The organism is Dactylosporangium vinaceum (genome assembly GCF_019904175.1).
Lineage (GTDB): Bacteria > Actinomycetota > Actinomycetes > Mycobacteriales > Micromonosporaceae > Dactylosporangium > Dactylosporangium vinaceum.
Window position 1 is genome coordinate 6,980,378 of sequence record NZ_CP061913.1, and the last position, 23,747, is coordinate 7,004,124.

Annotated in this window: 1 protein-coding gene; it reads right to left on the minus strand. The window is 75.8% G+C overall.

Translation table 11 applies throughout. The features are described 5' to 3' along the window. Window position 1 precedes the first annotated feature (1 nt). Window positions 2-23,575 (minus strand): type I polyketide synthase, encoded by a 23,574-nt coding sequence (locus Dvina_RS54600; protein WP_246655433.1) that lies wholly within the window; start codon window positions 23,573-23,575, stop codon window positions 2-4. Window positions 23,576-23,747: the final 172 nt, after the last annotated feature.

The window sequence follows — 23,747 nt, forward strand, 5'->3', positions numbered from 1 at the left end:
TCTACCTTTCCGGCGCGATCGCGCGCCCGACCCACTGCCGGACCGCGTCAGCGGTCGTCCCGGCGTGGTGCTCCATCATCGTGAAGTGGTTTCCGGGCACGTCGAGGATCGTGTCCGCGTCCGACCAGGACGTCTGCCAGTCCTCGGGGCGGTACGGCCCGTCGGGGCCGGCCGCGACGATCGGCTCGGACGAGCGCAGCAGGAGCGTCGGTGTCGCCGTCGACGCCGGCCGCCAGCCCGCATACAGGTCGAAGTACCAGCTCATGGCGGTCAGCCGGGCCGAGTCGAGGTGCGTGAACAGCCCCTGCCGGTCGAACATGCCGTCGATGAGCTCGGCCTGGAACTTCGCCAGCGGCGAGTCCTCGGTCGCCGGGTAGGTGTCGAGCAGCACGACGCCGGCGGCCGGGCGGCCGAGCTCGCGCAGCCGGGCCGCGGCGGCGTGGGCGAGCAGCCCGCCGCCGGAGGAGCCGAGCAGCACCGCGGGGCGGTCGCCGACGCACTCGGCGACCAGCTCGGCCTGCATGCCGGTCACCGTCTCCGAGCTCACCGGCAGCCGCTCCCCGGCCCGGAACCCGGGCACCGACAGCGCCCAGACGTCGAAGCTCTCCCGGAATCCGGCGGCGAGGCGGGCGTACTGGTGCACGCCGGCGAGCGCGACGAACGAGCTGAAGCAGACCAGGACCGGCCGGTCCGCGGGGCCGGAGGCGAGCTTGACCGGCTGGAGCTCGCGGCCGAAGTCGGCGCGGGACTTGAACGTCGGGCGCAGGGCGGCGGCGCTGCGCAGCAGCGCGTAGCCCTGGTCGACCTGCCGGTTGCGGCATGCCTCGCGGAACAGCGCGCCGATACCGTCCTCCCGCGCCACCGCACCGTCGGGCACTTCGGGGCCGGCCGCCGGCGCGGCATGCCCGAGGTCACCCAGTTCGGCCAGCAGGTGCGCGGTCAGCGCGGCCGGCGTCGGGTGGTCGAACACCAACGTGGGAGGCAGCCGCAGGCCGGTGGCGGCGCCGAGCCGGTTGCGCAGCTCGACAGCGGTCAGCGAGTCGAACCCGGTTTCGAGGAGGCTCTTGCCGGCCGGTACCGCGTCCGGGGTGGTGAAGCCGAGCACGGTGGCGACCTGGGTGCGCACGGTGTCCAGCAGCAGCGCGTCGCGCTCGGCAGCGGAAAGGGCGGCCAAACGGTCGCGCAGGGAGGCGGGTGCGGCGCCGGTCTTGGCCGCGGTACGCCGGGCCGGGCCACGGACGAGGCCACACAGGACGGGAGCGGCGGCTTCACCGAGCTCCCGCAAAGCACCTGCATCGATTCGCAGCGGTACGGCCACCGCCGCCGCCCGGTCGACGGCCGCGTCGAACAGGGCCAGGCCCCGCTCGGCGTCGAGCGGCAGCAGCCCGCCGCGGGACATCCGCGCGATGTCGGCGTCGGTCAGCTCGCTCGTCATGCCGCGGCCGGTCGACCACGGCCCCCAGGCGATCGCGGTGGCGGGCCGCCCGCGGGTCTGCCGGTGGGCCGCCCACGCGTCGAGGAACGCGTTCGCGGCGGCGTAGTTACCCTGCCCGGCCCCGCCCATGAGGCCCGAGACGGAGGAGTAGACGACGAACGCGGCGAGGTCCGTGCCCGCGGTGAGCGCGTCGAGGTTGCGCACGGCGTCGGCCTTCGGGCGCAGGACGGCGGCGAGCCGCCCGGCGTCCAGGGTGCTGACGGTCGCGTCGTCGAGGACGCCGGCGGTGTGCACGATCGCGGTCAGTGGGTGCTCGGCCGGGACCGTGGCGAGCAGTGCGGCCGCGGCATCGGGGTCGGCCACGTCGCACGCGGCGACGGTGACGGCCGCACCGAGGGCCTCGAGCTCGGCCCGCAGCTCGGTCGCGCCGGGGGCGGCCGGTCCGCTGCGGCTGGCCAGCAGCAGGTGCCGGACGCCGCGGTGCGTGACGAGGTGGCGGGCGGTGTCGGCGCCGAGGCCGCCGGTGCCGCCGGTGACCAGGACGGTGCCGTCGGGGCGCCACGGTGCCGGCAGGGTGAGCACGACCTTGCCGACGTGGCGGGTCTGGCTGATGTAGCGGAAGGCGTCGCGGGCCCGGCGCACGTCGGACGCGGTGACGGGGAGCGGGTGCAGTACCCCCGCATCGAACAGTTCGACGAGGTCGCGCAGCATGGCGCCGATGCGCGCGGGCCCGGCCTCGATGAGGTCGAACGCGCGGTAGTGCACGCCCGGGTGGGCGGCGGCCACGGCGTCGGCGTCGCGGACGTCGGTCTTGCCCATCTCCAGGAAACGTCCGCCCCGCGGGAGCAGGCGCAGCGACGCGTCGACATAGTCGCGGGCGAGCGCGTTGAGGACGAGGTCGACGCCCTCCCCCGCGCTGCGCTCGCGGAACGTCGCCTCGAAGTCGAGGGTGCGGGAGGAGGCGAGCCGGTCGGCGGCGACCCCGAGGCCGTGCACGACGCCCCACTTGCCGTGGCTCGCGGTGGCGTAGACCTCGGCGCCGAGGTGGCGGGCCAGCTGCACGGCGGCCATGCCCACGCCGCCGGCGGCCGCGTGGACGAGCACCCGCTGCCCGGCGCGCAGGTCACCGAGCTCGACGAGGGCGTAGTAGGCGGTGAGGAAGACCAGCGGCACCGAGGCCGCCTGCGCGTCGGACCAGCCGGCCGGCACGGCGACGACCATGCGGTGGTCGGCGACGGCGACGGGGCCGAACGCGCCCGGGAACATGCCCATGACCCGGTCGCCGACCGCGAACCCGGCGACGTCCGGCCCGACCTCGGTGACGACGCCGACACCCTCCTGGCCGAGCGCGCCGGCCTCGCCCGGGTACATGCCCAGGGCGTTGAGGACGTCGCGGAAGTTGACGCCGGCCGCCCGGACCCGCAGCCGCAGCTGGCCGGGGCGCAGCGGCCCGGTGACGTCCGTGACGGGCTGCAGCTCGAGGGACTCCAGCGTGCCCTGGGCGCCGACCGTGAGCCGCCACGCGTCCGCGCCGGCCGGCACGGCCAGCTCGTCCGGACCGCCGGCCCGGACCAGGCGGGGGACGCGGGCCGTGCCGTGCTGGAGGAGTACCTCGTCCTCGCCGCTGTCCAGCGCGGCCGGCAGAGCGGCCAGCGACTCGGGCGACGCGTCGAGGTCGACCAGGGCGAAGCGGCCCGGGTTCTCCGTGCGGGCGGCGCGCACGAGGCCGCCGACGGCCGCGGCGGCCGGGTCGCGCACGTCGTCGCCGACGGCCCCCCGGGTCAGGAACACCAGCCGGGCGGCGGCGAACGCGGGCTCGGCGAGCCACTGCTGGACGGCGGTGAGGGCGCGGGCGGTCAGGGCGTGGACGTCCTCGTCGCCCCGGCTGATGTGGAACACCACCGGCGGGACGGGGGTGCCGGCGCGGGCCGCGGCGGCCAGCGCGGTGAGGTCGGCGTAGGACTCGAGGTGGACACCGGCCGCGTCGGCCGCCGCACCGAAGCCGAGCGGGTCCTCGCCGGCCACGGCCCACCGCCGGGGTCCGGGGCCGGCCGGGATGAGGCTGAGCGCCGGCCAGTCGAGCCGCAGCAGGTCCGGCGGCAACGTCGACGGCGCGGCCGCCAGCTCCCGCAGCGTCAGCGAGTCCACGCTGGCCACGGGCCGGCCGGCGGGGTCGGCGACGTCGAGGGAGACGGCGTCGGGCCCCAGGGTGCGCATGGTGACCCGCAGCCGGGTGGCCCCGCTCGCGTGCACCGTCACCCCGGTCCAGGCGAACGGCAGCCGCCCGCGGTCGGTGCGCCCGAGCCCGGTGAACGCGACGGCGTGCAGCGCCGCGTCGAGCAGTGCCGGGTGGACGGCGAAACCGGCGGCGTCCCCGCCGGCCGGTGCGGGCAGCTCCACCTCGGCGTAGACGTCGTCGCCGGCCCGCCACACCGCCTGCAGGCCGCGGAACACCGGCCCGTAGCGGAACCCGGACTCGGCCAGGTGCTCGTAGAAGCCGTCGAGCGGGACTGCTGTCGCACCGGCGACGGGCCAGTCCCGCGGCAGCGGCTCCGCGGCCGGGACGGTGAGCACACCCGTGGCGTGCAGCGTCCACTCGTCACCGTCGGCCTCGCGGGCGTGCACGGTGACCCGGCGGCGGCCCGTCTCGTCGGCGGCGTCCGCGTGGACCTGCACCTCGACCGCCCCGTCGGACGGCAGCGCCAGCGGCGCGGCCAGGGTCAGCTCCTCGACCCCGGGGCAGCCGGCCTCCTCACCGGCCCGCAGCGCCATCTCCAGCAGCGCGGTGCCGGGGACGATCACGGCACCGGGCAGGGCGTGGTCGGCCAGCCACGGGTGGGTGCGCAGTGACAGCCGCCCGGTGAGCAGGACGGTGTCGTCGGCCGCGAGCGCGACGGCGGTGCCCAGCAGCGGGTGGCCGGTGGCGTTGTCGGTGCCGGCCGCGGCGCCGGGGCGCGGCCAGTAGCGGGTGCGCTGGAACGGGTACGTGGGCAGGTCGGCCGGGGCCACCCCGGCCGGGGCGAACGCGGCCCGCAGGCTCGCGCCGGCGCCGGCGACGACGAGGTGGGCCAGGCCGCGCAGGTACGCCTCCGCCTCGGGCCGGTCGCGCCGGGACAGCGCGACCCGCAGCGCGTCGCCGGGCAGGCTTTCCGCGGCCATGGCGGTGAGGACGGCGTCGGGGCCGCACTCGACGAAGCGGGTGTAGCCGGCGTCGTGCAGGGCGGTGACGCCGTCGGCGAAGCGCACTGCCGCGCGCACGTGCCGCACCCAGTACTGCGGGTCGGTGAGCTCGGCGGCCGTGGCGAGCGCGCCGCTGACGTTGCTCACCACCGCGATCCGCGGCGGCGCGTAGGTGACGGCCGCGGCGGCCCGGCCGAACTCGGCGAGCATGCCGTCCATTCGCGGCGAGTGGAACGCGTGGCTGACCTGCAGCCGCCGGACCCGCCGGCCCGCGGCGGTGAAGTGGGCGGCGATCCGCTCGACGCCGGCCGCGTCACCGGACACGACGACCGCGGCCGGCCCGTTGACGGCGGCGACGGCGACGCCGTCGTCGAGCAGCGCGGCGACCTCGGCCTCACCGGCCTGGACGGCGGCCATCGCCCCGCCCTCGGGCAGCGCCTCCATGAGCGCGGCGCGGGCGGCGACGAGGCGGCAGGCGTCGTCGAGGTCGAAGACGCCGGCGACGTGGGCGGCGACGATCTCGCCGATGGAGTGGCCGAGGACAGCGTCGGCGACCAGGCCGGCCGACTCGGCGAGGCGATACAGGGCCAGCTCGAACGCGAACAGCGCGGGCTGGGTGTAGCCGGTGCGGTGCAGGTCGGGTCCGCCCTCGAACGCGACGTCGCGCAGCGGCCGGTCGAGGGTCGTGTCGAAGCGGGCGCAGGCGGCGTCGAACGCGGCGGCGAACACCGGGTACCGCGCGTACAGCTCCCGGCCCATCCCGGCGCGCTGGGCGCCCTGCCCGGTGAACAGCACTGCGGTCCGCCCGGCCGGGGCGGCCTCGGCCCGCACGACGGCCGGGTGGCCGGCCCCGGTGGCGACGGCCTCCAGCGCGGCCGCGAACGTGTCGCGGTCACCGGCGACGACGGCGGCCCGGTCCGGCAGCAGCGCCCGCGCGGTGGCGAGGGTGGCCGCGACGGCGCCGGGGTGCTCCTGCGGGTGCTCGGCGAGGGCCCGGGCCTGGGCCGTGAGCGCGTCCTCGCCGCGGCCGGACAGCACCCAGGCGAAGGGCCCCTCCGGCTCGACGGCGGCCGTTGACTCCACGGCGGGCGCCTCTTCGAGGATCAGATGCGCGTTGGTACCGCTGATGCCGAACGCGGATACGCCCGCGCGCCGAGGCCCGGCGCCGGGGCTCGTCCACTCGGCCGCGGCGGTGAGCAGCCGCACGTCGCCGGCGGACCAGTCGACGTGCCGCGACGGCGTGGCCGCGTGCAGGGTCGGGGGCAGCACCCGGTGTCGCAGCGCCAGCACGGCCTTGATGACCCCGGCGACGCCGGCGGCGGCCTGGGTGTGGCCGATGTTCGACTTCACCGAGCCGAGCCACAGCGGCCGGTCCGGGTCGCGCTCCTGCCCGTAGGTGGCCAGCAGCGCCTGGGCCTCGATCGGGTCGCCGAGCGCGGTGCCGGTGCCGTGCGCCTCGAGCAGGTCGACGTCGCCCGGGCGCAGGCCGGCGGTGCCGAGGACCTGGCGGATGAGCCGCTGCTGGGCCGGGCCGTTGGGGGCGGTGAGCCCGTTGCTGGCGCCGTCCTGGTTGACCCCGCCGGCCCGGATGACCGCGTGGATCGTGTGGCCGTTGCGCTGCGCGTCGGAGAGCCGCTCCAGCAGGACCAGGCCGGCGCCCTCGCCCCAGTTGGTGCCGTCGGCGTCGTCGGAGAACGCCTTGCAGCGCCCGTCGCCGGCGAGGCCCCGCTGGCGGCTGAAGGCGATGAACGAGCCGGGCGTGGTCATGACCGTCACGCCGCCGGCCAGGGCCAGCTCGCACTCGCCGTTGCGCAGCGCCTGGGCCGCCCAGTGCATGGCGACGAGCGACGAGGAGCAGGCGGTGTCGACGGTGACGGCCGGACCTTCCAGGCCGAGCGTGTAGGAGATCCGGCCGGACATGACAGCGGCGGTGTTGCCGGTGCCGACGTAGCCCTCGTCGAACGCGGACGCGGCGGCGAGGGTGGCGATGTAGTCCTGCCCGTTGGTGCCGGCGAAGACGCCGATGCGCCGCCCGCGCACGGCCGCCGGGTCGATGCCGGCCCGCTCGAACGCCTCCCACGCGACCTCGAGCAGCAGCCGCTGCTGCGGGTCCATGGTGAGCGCCTCGCGCGGCGAGATGCCGAAGAACTGTGGGTCGAAGTCGGCGACGCCGTCGAGGAACGCGCCCTCGCGGACGTAGGAGGTGCCGGCGTGGTCCGGGTCGGGGTCGTAGAGCGCGGCGGTGTCCCAGTTGCGGTCGGTCGGGAACGGCGTCACCGCGTCGCCGCCGCCGACGACGAGGTCCCACAGCGCCTCGGGTGAGCCGACACCGCCGGGGAACCGGCAGCTCATGCTCACGATGGCTATGGCCTCGTCGGTACGTGCACCCACGGCCTCGGCCACCGCCGGCGCGTCGGCCGCCCCGCCGCCGAACTCACCGGCGAGGTGCGCGGCGAGCGCGGTGGCGCTCGGGTGGTCGAACAGCAGCGTCGCGGGCAGCTTGAGCCCGGTCGCGGTGTTGAGCCGGTTGCGCAGCTCGACGGCGGTCAGGGAGTCGAACCCCAGGTCACGGAACGCCTGCTCGGCATCGACGGCGTCCGCGGCGGCGTGGCCGAGGGCAGCCGCGGCCTCGGCCCGCACGAGGTCCAGCAGCACCGCGGTCCGCTCGGCGAGCGACAGCCCCGCGAGCCGCTCCCGCTGGCTGCCGGCCGCGGCCAGGGCGGCCGGGTCGTCGGCGGCGTTGAGCGCGGCGACCTCGGGCAGGTCGCCGAGCAGCGGGCTGGGCCGGCTGCCGGTGAACCCGGGCGCGAACCGGCCCCAGTCGACGTCGGCGACGGTGACCGACGCCTCGCCGAGCGCGAGCGCGCCGCGCAGGGCGGTGAGCGCCCGGGCCGGGTCGAGCACGCGCAGACCGCGGCGGCGCAGGAACTCCTCGGTCCCCTCCTCGGCCGTGACCATGCCGCCCCCGCCCCACGGACCCCAGGCGACGGCGGTGCCCGCCCGCCCGGCCGCGCGCCGGCGCTGGGCGATCCCGTCGAGCACGGCGTTGGCCGCGGCGTAGGCGGCCTGCCCGCCACTGCCCCAGGTGGCCGAGATCGACGAGAACAGCACGAACGCGTCGAGGTCGCGCCCGGCGGTCAGCTCGTCGAGGTGGATCGCCCCGGCCGCCTTGGGCCCGTAGACGGCCGCGAAGTCGTCAGCGGACATCCCGTCGAGCACTGCCGACTGGGGTACGCCGGCCGCGTGGACGACGACCCGCAGGTCGCTCAGCCCGTCGAGGAGCCGGGCCACGGCCGCCCGGTCGGCGATGTCGCAGGCGGCGACGGTGACGCGCACACCGAGCGCGGTCAGCTCCTCGGTGAGTGCGGCCGCCCCGGGTGCGTCGCCGCCGCGGCGGCTGGTGAGCACCAGGTGCTCGGCCCCGAGCCCGGCGAGGGCCCGGGCGACGTGCGCACCGAGCGCGCCGGTGCCGCCGGTGATGAGCGCCGTACCGCCGGTGCGCCACTCGGCTTCGGCCGCCGGGGCGGGGGCGTGGACGAGGCGCCGCACGAAGACCCCTGACGCGCGCACGGCGACCTGGTCCTCACCGGCGCCGGCGGCGAGGACCCCGGCGAGGCGGCGGGCGGCCCGCTCGTCCGGGTCGGCCGGGATGTCGACGAGCCCGCCCCAGCTGCGGGGGTACTCGAGGGCGGCCGCGCGCCCGAGGCCCCAGACGCCGCCCTGTTCGGGGTCGCGCAGCGGGTCGGACGGGCCGATGGAGACGGCGCCGCTCGTCACGCACCACAGCGGCGCCGCGATCCCGAGCGCGGCGAGCGCCTGCACGAGCTCGGCGGTCTCGGCCGCGGGGCTGGTGGTGCGGTCCGCACCGGTGGCGAGGAGCGAGACGATCCCGTCCACGGCGCCGGCGCCGAGCAGGGCCGCCCGCAGGTCGGCTCCGGGGTCGGCGGTCGTCACGGTGGCGCCGGCACTGCGCAGCCCGCCGGCGACGGTGTCGAGGACGGCTGCCGGTCCGTGGTGCAGGATGAGCCAGGTCCCGCGGAGCGTGGCCGGCGGCTCGTCGCTGGGCCGCCACTGGATTCGGTAGCGCCAGGCATCCACGGTGGACTGCTCACCGCGGCGCCGGCGCCAGTCCGCGAGCGCAGGCAGGACCGTCGTGAAGGCATCGGCGTCCAGCTGCAGTGTCGCACCGAGCGCGACGGTGTCGGCCCGCTCGACGGCGTCCCAGAACTGCGCGTCGGCCGGGTCGGCGGCGCCTGTGGCACCGGCAGTGGGGTGCTCGATCGTCGGCCAGTACTGCTGCCGCTGGAACGGGTACGTCGGCAGCTCCACCACCGCCGCGTTCCCGAACACCTTCACCCAGTCCGGCGACCACCCGGTGACGTGCGCCCGCGCGACAGCCGCCATCAGCGTCTCCGCCTCATCCCGGTCCCGCCGCGCCACCGCAATCCCGTCCTCGACCAGCGCCGCCAGCACCCCATCCGGCCCGACCTCCAGGAACCGCGACACACCCGCCCGCCGCAGCGCCTCCACCCCATCCGCGAACCGAACCGTCTGCCGAACCTGCCGCACCCAGTAATCCGGATCCGTGAAGTCCGCGCCCAGATCCCCTGTCACATTCGACACCACCGGAATCGCGGGAGCCTGCGCCGGCACCGACGCCACCACAGCCCGGAACTCCTCCAACATCCCATCCATGTACGCCGAATGGAACGCATGCGACACGTTCAACCGCCGCGACTTCACACCCAGCGAAGCCGCGACCTGCTCCACATCACCCGACAACACCACCGAATCCGGCCCGTTCACCGCCGCAATCTCAGCACCATCCACCAACGCCGCCCGCGCAGTCGCCTCATCGGCATGCACCGCAATCATCTGCCCACCCGACGGCAACGCCTGCATCAACCGACCACGCGCCTCCACAATCCGGCACGCACCATCCAGATCCCACACCCCAGCAACATGCGCCGCCGCCAACTCCCCAATCGAATGCCCCAACAAGAAATCCGGCCGCAGGCCCCACGACTCCAACAACCGGAAGACAGCGACCTCGAACGCGAACAACGCCGGCTGCGTCCACCGCGTCTGATCCAGATCCCCAGCATCCCGCAAACCAGCGATGCGATCACACACCGCGTCATACGACGATGCGAACACCGGGAACGCCTCGTACAACCGGCGGCCCATGTCCGCCCGCTGGGCACCCTGACCGGTGAACAGCATCGCGGAGCGCCCCTTGCGCACCTGGCCGCGCACCACGGCGGAGCCCAGCCGGACCGCCCGGTGCTCGAACTGCGACCGGGTCGTCGCCAGCGAGAACCCGAGGTCCACGCTCGGCGCGGCTGTCGCATCGAGCCGGGCCAGCTGGGCGTCGAGCGCCGCCGGCGTCCGCGCCGAGACCGGCAGCGGCACCACCGGCAGGTCGGCGGGTGACAGCTCGGCCGCCGGGGCCGGCGAAGGCTCCTCCAGGATCACGTGGGCGTTGGTGCCGCTCATGCCGAACGACGACACGGCGGCCCGGCGCGGGCGGCCGGTCTCGGGCCACGGCCGGGCCTCGGTGAGCAGCTCGACGTCCCCGGCGGCCCAGTCGACGTGCGGCGACGGCTCGGTGACGTGCAGGGTCGGCGGCAGGACGCCGTGGCGCAGCGCCTGCACCATCTTGATGATGCCGCCGATGCCGGCCGCGGCCTGCGGGTGGCCGATGTTCGACTTGAGCGAGCCGAGCCACAGGGGCCGGCCGGGCTCGCGCTGCTGGCCGTAGGTGGCCAGGATCGCCTGGGCCTCGATCGGGTCGCCGAGGGGGGTACCGGTCCCGTGCGCCTCGACCGCGTCGACGTCCGCGGGGGCCAGGCCGGCTCCGGCCAGGGCCCGGCGGATGACGCGCTGCTGGGCCGGCCCGTTGGGGGCGGTGAGCCCGTTGGAGGCGCCGTCCTGGTTGACGGCGCTGCCGCGGACGATGGCGAGCACCCGGTGGCCGTTGCGGCGGGCGTCGGAGAGCCGTTCCAGGACGACGAGGCCGGCCCCCTCGGACCAGCTGGCGCCGTCGGCCGCGGCCGAGAAGGGCTTGCAGCGCCCGTCGGGGGCGAGGGCCCGCTGGCGGCTGTAGTCGATGAGCGAGACCGGGGTGGACATGACGGTGACGCCGCCGGCGAGGGCCAGGTTGCAGTCGCCGGCCCGCAGCGACTGGATGGCCCAGTGCAGCGCGACGAGCGACGAGGAGCAGGCGGTGTCGACGGACACGGCCGGGCCCTCCAGGCCGAGGGTGTAGGCGATGCGGCCGGACAGGACGCTGAACGAGTTGCCGCTGCCGATGAGCCCTTCGGCCCGCTCCTTGGCCAGCATGAGCAGGCCGACGTAGTCCTGGTAGGTGACGCCCGCGAAGACGCCGGTGGGGCTGCCGCGCAGGCCCGCCGGGTCGAGGCCGGCGTGTTCGAGGGCCTCCCAGGCGATCTCCAGCAGGATGCGGTGCTGGGGGTCCATGGCGAGCGCCTCGCGGGGCGAGATGCCGAAGAACGCGGGGTCGAAGTCGCCGGCGTCGTGCAGGAAGCCGCCGCCCTGCGCGTAGCAGGTACCGGGCGCGTCCGGGTCGGGGTCGTAGAGCGTTTCGAGGTCCCAGCCGCGGTTGGCCGGGAAGCCGGTGATCGCGTCGCCGCCGGACAGCACCAGGTCCCACAGGTCGTCCGGGCCCTGCACACCGCCGGGGAATCGGCAGCTGAGCCCGACGATCGCGATCGGCTCGTCGACGGTGGCCGGGGCGAGCACCTCGGTCGGCCCGTCGTCGGCGGTGCCGAGCAGCTCGGCCCGGAGGTGTTCGGCGACGGCGGCCGGCGTGGGCCTGTCGAAGACCAGGGTGGCGGGCAGCCGCAGGCCTGTCGCCTCGGTGAGGGCGTTGCGCAGCTCGACAGCGGTGAGGGAGTTGACGCCGAGGTTCTTGAACGGCTGGTCGGCGTCGACCTCGCCCGGGTCGGCGTATCCGAGCACGCCCGCGGTCTGCGCGCGGACCAGGTCGGTGAGCAGCCGGAGCCCGTCGGCGTCGGTGAGCGCGGCGAGGCGCCCGGCGAGCCCGTCACCGGCTTCGGCCGCGGGGTCCGGTGCGGCGGTGGCCGCGGCCCGGCGGCGCGCGGGTGCGGTGGCGCCGCTGCCGGTGCGGGTGGCCTCGGCGGCCGTCGCCGGGCCGCCGGTGGGCCGCAGGACGAGGGCGTCGGCGCTGGCGACGGGCGCGCCGGTGGGGTCGGCGAGCAGCAGGGCGACGGCGCCGGGGCGGCCGGCCGGGCTCAGGCGCACCCGCAGCCGGGTGGCCCCGGCGGCGTGCAGGGTGAAGCCGCTCCAGGCGAACGGCAGCAGGTCGCCGTCGAGGCCGGGCAGGGCGCCGAGGGCGAGCGGGTGCAGGGCGGCGTCCAGCAGGGCGGGCCGCAGCCCGAAGCCGTCGTCGCCGGGCTGGGCCGGGACCTCGACCTCGGCGTAGACCGAGCCGCCGCTCTTCCAGGCGGCGCGCAGCCCGCGGAACGCGGGCCCGTACGCGAACCCGGCCTCGGCCCACCGCTCGTACAGCTCGTCGACGGCCAGGGGTTCGGCCCCGGCCGGCGGCCACTGGGCGAGGGCGCCGGGGTCGCGGCCCGGTCCGCGGCTGAGGGTGCCGTGGGCGTGGCGGGTCCAGGGGCCGGCGCCGACCCGGCTGAACAGGGTGACGGTGCGGGCGCCGCCGGTGTCGGCCGGGCCGACGGCGGCCTGCAGTTCGAGGGAGCCGTCCGCGGGTACCGGCAGCGACGCCTCGACGATCAGCTCTTCGACGCGGTCGCAGCCCACCTCGTCGCCGGCGCGGACGGCCAGGTCGACGAGGACCGTGCCGGGGATGTAGGCGACGCCGTGGACGACGTGCTCGGCCAGCCACGGATGGCTCCGCAGCGCGACCCGCCCGGTCAGCAGGACGCCGTCGCCGCCGGCCACCGGGACGGCCGCGCCGAGCAGCGGGTGCTCGGTCGCGCGCTGACCGAACGCGGCCGGGTCGGTGGCGGTGGTCGTGGGCTCGAGCCAGTACCGCTGCCGCTGGAACGGGTAGGTAGGCAGTTCGACGACGGCCGCGGGCCCGAACACCTTCACCCAGTCCGGCGACCACCCGCTCACATGCGCCCGCGCGACAGCCGCCATCAGCGTCTCGGCCTCGTCCCGGTCGCGGCGCGCCACCGCAATCCCGTCCTCGACCAGCGCCGCCAGCACCCCGTCCGGCCCGACCTCCAGGAACCGGCTGACATTCGCATGCTGCAGCGCCTGCACACCATCGAAGAACCGGACGGTCCCGCGCACCTGCCGCACCCAGTAATCCGGATCCGTGAAGTCCGCGCCCAGATCCCCAGTCACATTCGACACCACCGGAATCGCGGGAGCCTGCGCCGGCACCGACGCCACCACAGCCCGGAACTCCTCCAACATCCCGTCCATGTAGGCCGAGTGGAACGCATGCGAGACATTCAGCCGCCGCGACTTCACCCCCAACGCAGCCGCAACCTGCTCCACGTCGCCCGACAGCACCACGGAGTCCGGCCCGTTCACCGCCGCGATCTCAGCACCCTCGACCAACGCGGCGCGCACGGTCGCCTCATCGGCCTGCACCGCGATCATCTGCCCACCAGCGGGCAGCGCCTGCATCAGGCGGCCACGCGCCTCCACAATCCGGCACGCACCATCCAGGTCCCACACCCCGGCGACATGCGCCGCCGCCAACTCCCCAATCGAATGCCCCAACAGGAAGTCGGGCTTCAGACCCCACGACTCCAGCAACCGATAGACCGACACCTCGAACGCGAACAACGCCGGCTGCGTCCACCGCGTCTGATCCAGATCCTCAGCATCCCGCAAACCGTCGATGCGGTCGCAGACCGCGTCATACGAGGCGGCGAACACCGGGAACGCCTCGTACAACCGGCGACCCATCCCCGCCCGCTGGGCACCCTGGCCGGTGAACAGCATCGCCGACAGGCCCTCGCGGACCTGCCCGCGTACCACGGCCGGGCCGAGCAGCACCGCCCGCCGCTCCAGCTGCGCCCGCGTCGTGGCGAGCGAGAATCCGAGGTCGACCGGGTCGGCGTCGAGCGAGCGGACACGTGCGACATGCGCGTCGAGGGCCGCCGCGCTGCGCGCCGACACCGGCAACGGCACCACCGGCAGCGGCACCCGGGCCGGCGGCAGGACGGCCGGCAGCTCCGGAGCGCCCTCGATGATGACGTGCGCGTTGGTGCCGCTGACCCCGAACGCCGACACCCCGGCGCGCCGCGGACGCCCGGCGTCGGGCCAGTCGCGGCCGGCGCTGAGCAGCGCGACCGCCCCCGCCGACCAGTCCACCTTGGACGTCGGCGTGGCCGCGTGCAGCGTCTGCGGCAGCCGCCCGTGGCGCAGCGCCATCACGGTCTTGATGACCCCGGCGACCCCGGCCGCGGCCTGCGTGTGCCCGATGTTCGACTTGACCGAGCCCAGCCAGAGCGGCTCGGTGCGGTCCTGGCCGTAGGTCGCCAGCAGCGCCTGCGCCTCGATCGGGTCGCCGAGCGCGGTGCCGGTGCCGTGTGCCTCGACGGCGTCCACGTCGGCCGGGGCCAGCCCGGCGTCGGCGAGCGCGGCCCGGATGACCCGCTGCTGCGCCGGCCCGTTCGGGGCGGTGAGCCCGTTGGAGGCGCCGTCCTGGTTGACGGCGGTGCCCTTGACGACCGCGAGCACCGGGTGCCCGAGCCGCTCGGCGTCGCTGAGCCGCTCGACGAGCAGCAGGCCGACGCCCTCGCCCCAGCCGGTACCGTCGGCGTCGTCGGCGAATGCCCGGCAACGGCCCTGCGCGGCCAGGCCGCCCTGCCGGCTGAACTCCGCGAAGACGCCGGGCGTCGCCATGACGGTGACACCGCCGGCGACGGCCATGGTGCACTCGCCGCGGCGCAGTGCCTGCACGGCCAGGTGCAGGGCGACGAGCGACGACGAGCAGGCGGTGTCGACGGTGACGGCCGGCCCTTCGAGCCCGTAGGTGTACGACAGCCGCCCGGACAGCACGCTGCCGGAGTTGCCGGTCAGCAGGTGCCCGGCGAGCTCGTCGGGGACCGTCGTGAGGCCGGCGGCGTAGCCGGACGGCGACGCCCCGATGAACACCCCGGTGGCGCTGCCCCGCAGGACACCGGGGTCGACCCCGGCCCGCTCGAACAGCTCCCACGACGTCTCGAGCAGCAGCCGCTGCTGCGGGTCCATGGCGAGCGCCTCGCGCGGCGAGATGTTGAACAGGCCGGCATCGAACAGTGCGGCGCCGTCGAGGAAGCCGCCCTCGGTGGTGGTACTGCTACGCCCCCCGCGCTCGTCCCCGTACAGCCCGTCGATGTCCCAGCCGCGGTCCCCCGGCATCGCCGACACCGCATCGGTGCCGGCCGCGACGAGCCGCCACAGGTCCTCGGCGGAGGCCACCCCGCCCGGGAACCGGCAGCTCATCGCCACGATCGCGATCGGCTCGTCGGCGGCGGCCGCGGGCCGGACGGCGTCCGCCGAGGCCGCCCCGAACAGCTCGTCGCCGACGTGCCCGGCCACGGCCTTCGCGGTCGGGTGGTCGAAGACCAGGGTCGCCGACAGCGTCAGCCCGGTGGCCGCGTTGAGGCGGTTGCGCAGCTCGACGGCGGTGAGCGAGTCGAACCCGAGCTCACGGAACGGCCGGGCGGCCTCGATGGCGCCGGTGCCGGTGTGCCGCAGCACGGCGGCGGCCTCGGCGCGGACCAGGTCGAGCAGGGCGGCCGCGCGCCCGGCGGCGGGCATCGGGGCGAGCCGCTCGCGCAGCGCGTTGCCGGCGTGCGGGCCGGCACCGGGCCCGGCCGGGGCGGCGGCCAAGGCGGGGCCGGCCAGGTCGGTCAGCAGCGGGCTGGGCCGGGCGACGGTGAACGCCGGCAGGAACCGGGCCCAGTCGACGTCGGCGACTGTCACCACGGCCTCGCGTCCGGCGGCGGCGCCGAGGAGCGCGGCGAGGGCGGCCTCGGCCGGCATGGGCCGGATGCCGCGGCGCAGCAGCCCGTCGCGGGCGGTGGGGTCGGCGGCCATGCCGTGGTCGGCCCAGGCGCCCCACTGCACGGCGGTGGCCGGGACCCCGGCGCTGCGCAGCTGCTGGGCGACGGCGTCGAGGACGGCGTTGCCGGCCGCGTAGGCGGCCTGCCCGCCGCTGCCCCAGGCGGCGGCGATCGAGGAGAACAGGACGAACGCGTCGAGGTCGCGGCCGGCCAGCAGCGCGCCGAGGTGCCGGGCACCGGCCGCCTTGCCGGAGTACACGGCGGCGAAGTCGGCGAGGCTCATGCCGGGCAGCGGCTGGGACTGCGGCAGGCCGGCGGCGTGGACGACGGCGCGGATCGGTGGCCCGTCGCGGTCGGCTGCGGCGACCAGGGCGGCGACGGCGTCGGGGTCGGCCAGGTCGCAGGACTCGATGGCCACGGTGGTCCCGAGGGCGGTGAGCTCCCCGGCGAGCTCGGCCGCTCCCGGGGCGTCGGGGCCGCGGCGGCTGACGAGCAGGAGGCGCTCGGCGCCGCGGGCGGCGAGGGCCCGGGCGACGAGCCCGCCCAGCGCGCCGGTGCCGCCGGTGATGAGCGTGGTGCCGCGAGGCCGCCACTCGGCCCCGCCGGCCGGGGCGGGAGCGGGCACCAGCCGCCGTACGAACGTACCGCCGTCGCGGATCGCGAGCTGGTCCTCGTCCGCGGTGAGCACGGCGGCCAGGCGGCGCACGGTGTTGGCGTCGACGTCGGCCGGCAGGTCGATGAGGCCGCCCCAGCGGGCCGGCTCCTCGAGGCCGATGACCCGGCCCAGACCCCACGCGGCCGACTGGTCGGGCGCGCGCAGCGGGTCACCCGGCCCGGTGGAGACGGCTCCGCTGGTGACCGTCCACAAGCGGGTGTCGCCGAGGGCCTGGGCGAGCAGGAGCGTGGCGGCGACACCGGCGGGCACTCCGGGCGCGTCGGGCCGGGGCCGCTCGTCCAGCGCGAGCAGCGACAGGATGCCGGCGGCCCCGTCGAAGGTGAGGTCCTCGCGCCGGGCCGTGGTGGCGTCGACGTGTGCCACGTGCAGGTCGAGGCCGAGGGCGGTGAGCTCGTCGGCGACTGGCGGCGCGGCGACGCCGTCGGGCAGCAGGAGGAGCCAGCGACCCGCGGGCCGGGGTGCCGCGGCCGGGGGCCGGGGTTTCCAGCTGATCCGGTACCGCCACCCGTCAGCCGCGGCCCGGGTGCGCTCCTCGCGGTGCCAGGCGGCGAGCGCGGGCAGGAGGGGTTCGACGGTGGTGTGCTCGACGTGGAGGGCCGCGGCGAGCCCGGCGGCGTCGGCCCGCTCGACCGCGTCCCAGAACCGGTCGTCCCGGGTCGCGGCGGCGGTCCGGGCCGGGGCCGGGGTGGGCCAGTACCGCTCGTGCTGGAACGCGTACGTCGGCAGCGCCACCGTGCCGGCGCCGGGGCCGGCGAGGTCGGCCCGGCCGCCGTCGGCCCACACCTGGGCGACGGCGGCGAGGAACCGCTCGGGTCCGCCGTCGTCGCGGCGCAGGGTGCCGGTGACCGTCGCCTCGACGCCGGCGTCCTCCAGGGTCGCCTGGACCGCGACGGACACGACGGGGTGCGGGCTGACCTCGACGAACGCCGTGTAGCCGGCGGCCGCGAGGGACCGCACGGCGGGCTCGAAGGCGACGGTGTTGCGCAGGTTGGCGTACCAGTAGCCGGCCGAGCCGACGGCGGCGTCGCACGGGCCGCCGACCGTCGAGTGGAACGCCACAGTGCCCGGGCCGGGCGTGACGGGGGCGAGCACGTCGAGGAGGGTGTCGCGGATCGCCTCGACGTGGGCGCAGTGGGAGGCGTAGTCGACGTCGACGCGGCGGGCCCGCAGCCCGTCGGCGGTGCAGGCGGCGGCGAGGGCGTCGAGCGCGTCGGCGTCACCGGACACGACGACGGCGGCCGGGCCGTTGATCGCGGCGACGCTGATCCGCCCGTCCCAGGGGGCGATCCGCGCGCGCACGTCGGCGAGGGGTGCGGCGACCGACAGCATCCCGCCGCGGCCGGACAGGGCGAGCAGGGCCCGGCTGCGCAGGGCGACGACCCGGGCGGCGTCGTCGAGGCCGAGGACTCCGGCGACGTACGCGGCGGCGATCTCCCCCTGGCTGTGCCCGACGACGGCGTCGGGCTCGACACCCCGAGACCGCCACAGCGCGGCGAGAGACACCATGACGGCGAAGAGCACCGGCTGGACGACGTCGACCCGCTCCAGCGGCGGCGCGCCGGGCTCGCCGCGCAGGACCGCGGTCAGCGACCAGCCGGTGTGCGGGGCGAGGGCCGTTTCGCAGTCGGCGATGTGCGCGGCGAAGACGGGTTCGGTGTCGAGCAGGCCGAGGGCCATGCCGGCCCACTGCGAGCCCTGGCCGGGGAACAGGAACGCGACCTTGCCTGCGGGCCGGGCGCGGCCGGTGACGACGGCGGCGGTCGGGGTACCCCCGGCGAAGTCGGCCAGGGCCTGTCGCAGCGTAGCGGCGTCGGCACCGACGACGACGGCCCGGTGTTCGAGCGCGGCCCGGGTGGTGCTCAGGGCCCGCCCGACAGCGGCCGGGTCGAGAGCGTCGAGGTCGAGGAGGCGGGCGGCCTGGGCCCGCAGCGCCGGTTCGCTGCGGGCCGAGAGCGGCCACGCGAGGGCGGCCGGCGGCTCGGTGGCCTCCGGTGCGGCGTCGGGTGCGGGCGCCTCCTCGAGGATGATGTGGGCGTTGGTGCCGGAGACGCCGAAGGAGGAGACACCGGCCCGGCGCGGCCGCCCGGTCGCGGGCCACGGCCGGGACTCGGTGAGCAGCGACACGGCGCCGGCGGACCAGTCGACGTGCGACGACGGCTCGGTGAGGTGGAGCGTCTTGGGCAGTGTCTCGTGCCGCAGCGCGAGGATCATCTTCATCAGCCCGGCGACCCCGGCGGCGGCCTGGGTGTGGCCGATGTTCGACTTCACCGACCCGAGCCACAGCGGCTCGTCCCGGTCGCGCCCGTAGGTGGCGAGCAGCGCCTGCGCCTCGATCGGGTCGCCGAGACTGGTCCCGGTCCCGTGGGCCTCGACCGCGTCCACGTCGGACGGCCGCAGCCCCGCGTCGGCGAGGGCGGCGCGGATCACCCGCTGCTGCGACGGCCCGTTCGGCGCCGTCAGGCCGTTGGAGGCGCCGTCCTGGTTGACCGCGCTCCCCCGGACCACGGCCAGCACCTGGTGCCCGAGCCGCCGGGCGTCGTCGAGCCGCTCCAGCAGCAGCAGGCCGACGCCCTCACCCCAGCCGGTGCCGTCGGCGTCGTCGGAGAACGCCTTGCACCGCCCGTCGACCGAGAGCCCGCGCTGCCGGCTGAACTCGATGAACAGCCCCGGCGTCGACATGACGGTGACGCCGCCGGCGACGGCCAGGCTCGACTCACCGCGGCGCAGCGACTGCACGGCCAGGTGCACGGCGACGAGCGACGCCGAGCACGCCGTGTCGATCGTGATGGCGGGACCTTCGAACCCGAAGGAGTACGAGATGCGCCCGGACACGACACTCGCCGCGTTGCCGGTGCCCTGGTAGCCCTCGACGTTCTCCGCCCCGGCCGCGAGCACTGCCGGATAGTCCTGCCCGTTGGTGCCGACGAACACCCCGGTGGGGCTGCCCCGCAGCGCACCCGGGTCGATGCCGGCGCGCTCGAAGACCTCCCACGCGGTCTCCAGCAGCAGCCGCTGCTGCGGGTCCATTGCGAGCGCCTCGCGCGGCGACACCCCGAAGAACCCGGCGTCGAAGCCGCCGACGTCGTCGAGGAACCCACCGACCCGCGTGTACGACGTGCCGACCCGATCCGGGTCGCTGTCGAACAGCCCGTCCAGATCCCATCCCCGGTCGTCGGGGAACGTCGTCAACCCGTCGCGCCCGTCGGCGAGCAGCTGCCAGAACGCTTCCGGGGTCGTCACGCCACCGGGAAACCGGCCCGCCATGGCGACGACGGCGATCGGCTCGTCGAATGCCGATTGCGCGGTGGTACTGCCGGAGGCCGCGTCGCCACCGCCGAGCAGCTCCGCCACCAGGTGCCGAGCCAGCCCGGCCGGTGTCGGATAGTCGAACACGAGCGTGGACGGCAGTCCGGTCCCGCCGGTCGCCGCGGCGAGCGCGTTGCGGAACTCGACGGCGGTGAGCGAGTCGAAGCCGAGGTCCCGGAAGGCCCGGTCGGCACCTATCGCGTTCGGGTCCGCGTGCCCGAGCACGGCCGCCGCCCGCTCGCGGATGAGCCCGAGCAGGACCCCTTCCCGGTCGCCGGCCGGCAACCCCCGGAGCCGCTCGGCCAGCCCGGACTCGGCCGCCGGTGCGCTGTCGGCCCGCGCCCGCAGCTCGTCGAGGAGCGGAGCGGCCCGGTTGGCGGTGAACGCCGAGCCGAACCGGTCCCAGTCGATGTCGGCGACGATCGGCGCCGCCTCGGCCCCGACGGCCAGCCGCTCCAGCGCGGTCACCGCCCGCTCGGCCGCCATGGGCCGGACCCCGCCGCGCCGATGCCGGGCCGCGACCTCGGCGTCGCCGGCCATCCCGTCGCCACCCCAGGTCCCCCACGCGATGGCCACGGCCGGCAGCCCCGCCGCCCGCCGCGCCCGCACCACCCCGTCAAGCGCCGCATTCGCCGCCGCGTAGTTCGCCTGCCCAGCCGACCCCACAGCACCAGCGAACGACGAGAACAGCACAAACGCGTCCAAGCCCAGCCCACGCGTCGCCTCATCGAGATACCGCGCACCATCGACCTTCGCCGCCGCAACCGAACGCAACCGCTCAGCCGTCAACCCCTCGATCACCCCGTCATCAAGCACCCCCGCAAGATGCACCACCGCATCCGGCCGCACCCGCTCCACCAACGCAAACACCGCATCACGATCCGACACATCGCACGGCGGCTCACTGTGCCGCCCAGCCACGACCACCCGCTGCGCCCCGTGCTCAACCAACCACCGCGTCACATGCCGCCCGAGCGCACCGGACCCCCCGGTGACAAGCACCGTCCCCCGCGGCCGCCACCGGCTCCCGTCCGGCACCGCCCGAACCAGCCGGCGCCCGTACGCGACACCGTCCCGGATCCGCACCTGATCCTCAACCCCACCGACCACCCGGGCCAGCATGTCCAGATCCGCCTCCGATGGCTCCGCCGGCAGGTCGACAAGCCCACCCCACCGATCCGGATACTCAAGCGCGGCGACCCGGCCGAAGCCCCACACATCGTCCGAGCCGCCGCCCCGGGTCACACACCACAGCGGCGCACCGTCATGCCGCTGCACCGCCGCGAGCGCCTCGACCGCGTCACGGACCTCGACAATCACCCCGTCACCCGGGGCGGCCGGCACCGTCAGCGGCACCCAGTTGATCCGGTAGAGCCACCCGTCGACGGGGTCCGCGGAGTGCTTGAGCGTCGGCCAGTACCGCCGCCGCTGGAACGGATACGTCGGCAGCGCAACAGGCGCCGCAGCACCGAACACCTTCGCCCAGTCCGGCGCCCACCCCCGGGTGTAGGCCCGGCCGACGGCGGCCATGAGCGTCTCAGCCTCGTCGCGCCCCTTCCGCGCCACCGCGATCCCGTCCTCGACGAGCGCGGCCAGCACCCCATCCGGCCCGACCTCCAGGAACCGCGACACACCCGCCCGCCGCAGCGCCTCCACCCCGTCGGCGAACCGAACCGTCTGCCGAACCTGCCGCACCCAGTAATCCGGATCGGTCAGATCAGCGCCCAGATCCCCGGTCACATTCGACACCACCGGGATGGCGGGAGCCCGCGCCGGCACCGACGCCACCACAGCCCGGAACTCCTCCAACATCCCGTCCATGTACGCCGAGTGGAACGCATGCGACACATTCAGCCGCCGCGACTTCACACCCAGCGACGCCGCAACCTGCTCCACATCACCCGACAACACCACCGAATCCGGCCCGTTCACCGCCGCGATCTCAGCACCCTCCACCAACGCCGCCCGCACGGTCGCCTCATCGGCCTGCACCGCAATCATCTGCCCACCAGCGGGCAGCGCCTGCATCAGGCGGCCACGCGCCTCCACAATCCGGCACGCGCCATCCAGATCCCACACCCCAGCAACATGCGCCGCCGCCAACTCCCCGATCGAATGCCCCAACAGGAAGTCCGGCCGCAGGCCCCACGACTCCAACAACCGGAAAACAGCGACCTCGAACGCAAACAACGCCGGCTGCGTCCACCGCGTCTGATCCAGATCCTCAGCATCCCGCAAACCAGCGATGCGATCACACACCGCGTCATACGAGGCGGCGAACACCGGGAACGCCTCGTACAACCGGCGACCCATGTCCGCCCGCTGCGCACCCTGGCCGGTGAACAGCATCGCCGAGCGGCCCTCGCGGACCTCGCCCCGCACCAGCGTCTCGCCGAGCAGCACCGCCCGCAGGTCGAACTGGGCCCGGGTGGTGGCGAGCGCGAAGCCGACGTCGACGGGGTCGGCGTCCAGGGCACGGACGGCGGCGACCTGCGCGTCGAGCGCGGCCGCGCTGTGCGCCGACACCGGCCGCGGAGCCACCGGCAGCACCGCCCGGTGCACCTCGGCCGGCTCGGTGGCCGGAGCCTCTTCGAGGATGATGTGGGCGTTGGTGCCGGAGATGCCGAACGATGACACACCGGCCCGGCGCGGGTGCTCGGCGGCCGGCCACGGCCGGTGCTCGGTCAGCAGCTCGACGGCGCCGCCGGACCAGTCGACGTGGGAGGACGGGCGGGAGACGTGCAGTGTCGCCGGGAGGGCGCCCGCGCGCATCGCGAGGACCATCTTCATGATGCCGGCGACGCCCGCGGCGGCCTGGGTGTGCCCGATGTTCGACTTGATCGAGCCGAGCCACAGCGGCCGTCCGGGTTCGCGGCCCTGACCGTAGGTGGCCAGGAGGGCCTGGGCCTCGATGGGGTCGCCGAGGGCGGTGCCGGTGCCGTGGGCCTCGACCGCGTCGACCTCGGTCGCGGCGACGCCGGCGGCGCTCAGCGCGGCCCGGATGACCCGCTGCTGGGCCGGGCCGTTGGGGGCGGTGAGCCCGTTGGAGGCGCCGTCCTGGTTGACGGCGCTGCCCTTGACGACGGCGAGGATCGGGTGGCCGTGCCGCTGGGCGTCCGAGAGCCGCTCCAGCAGGAGCAGGCCGACGCCCTCGCCCCAGCCGGTGCCGTCGGCGTCGTCGGAGAACGCCTTGCAGCGCCCGTCCGGGGCCAGGCCGCGCTGGCGGGCGAACTCGACGAACACGCCCGGGGTGGACATGACGGTGGCGCCGCCGGCGACGGCCAGGCTGCACTCGCCGCGGCGCAGGGCGGTGGCGGCCAGGTGCAGCGCGACGAGCGACGCGGAGCACGCGGTGTCGACGGTGAGGGCGGGGCCCTCCAGGCCGAACGTGTAGGAGATGCGGCCGGACACGACGCTCGCCGCGTTGCCGGTGCCGAGGTACCCCTCGACGTTCTCCTCGGCCCGGGTGAGCAGGTTGAGGTACTCCTGCCCGTTCGTGCCGATGAACACCCCTGTCGCGCTGCCGCGCAGCCGCTTCGGGTCGAGGCCGGCCCGCTCGAACGTCTCCCAGGCCGTCTCCAGCAGGAGCCGCTGCTGCGGGTCCATGGCGAGGGCCTCGCGGGGGGAGACGCCGAACAGGTCGGCGTCGAAGTCGGCGACCCCGTCGAGGAAGCCGCCGACCCGGGTGTAGGTGGTGCCGGAGCGGTCCGGGTCGTCGTCGAACAGCGCACCCAGGTCCCAGCCGCGGTCGTCCGGGAACCCGCCGAGCGCGTCGCCGCCGCCGGCGAGCAGCTCCCACAGCTGTTCGGGGCTCTGCACGCCGCCGGGGAAGCGGCAGCCCATCGCCACGATCGCGATGGGCTCCTGCTGCGCGGTCTCCAGTTCGCGGAGGCGCTGGCGGGTCTGGGCGAGGTCACCGGTGACCCATTTCAGGTAGTCCCGGAGCTTGTCTTCGTTCATGACAACCTCACCCGTATGCCGGGCTCACCTCATGCCCGACCGAGCTCCTCATGGATGAACGTGAAGAGGTCGTCGTCGGTGTCGAACTGCATCGAGGTGGCCGTTGCCGATACATCTGTGCGCAGCTTGTCGAGCTTCGACAGCATCACATGCAGTCGGCCGCGCACGGCAG

Excerpts from the sequence above, each read along its gene's own strand:
- Dvina_RS54600 (WP_246655433.1), bottom strand. The coding sequence starts at position 23,575 with ATGAACGAAGACAAGCTCCGGGACTACCTGAAATGGGTCACCGGTGAC.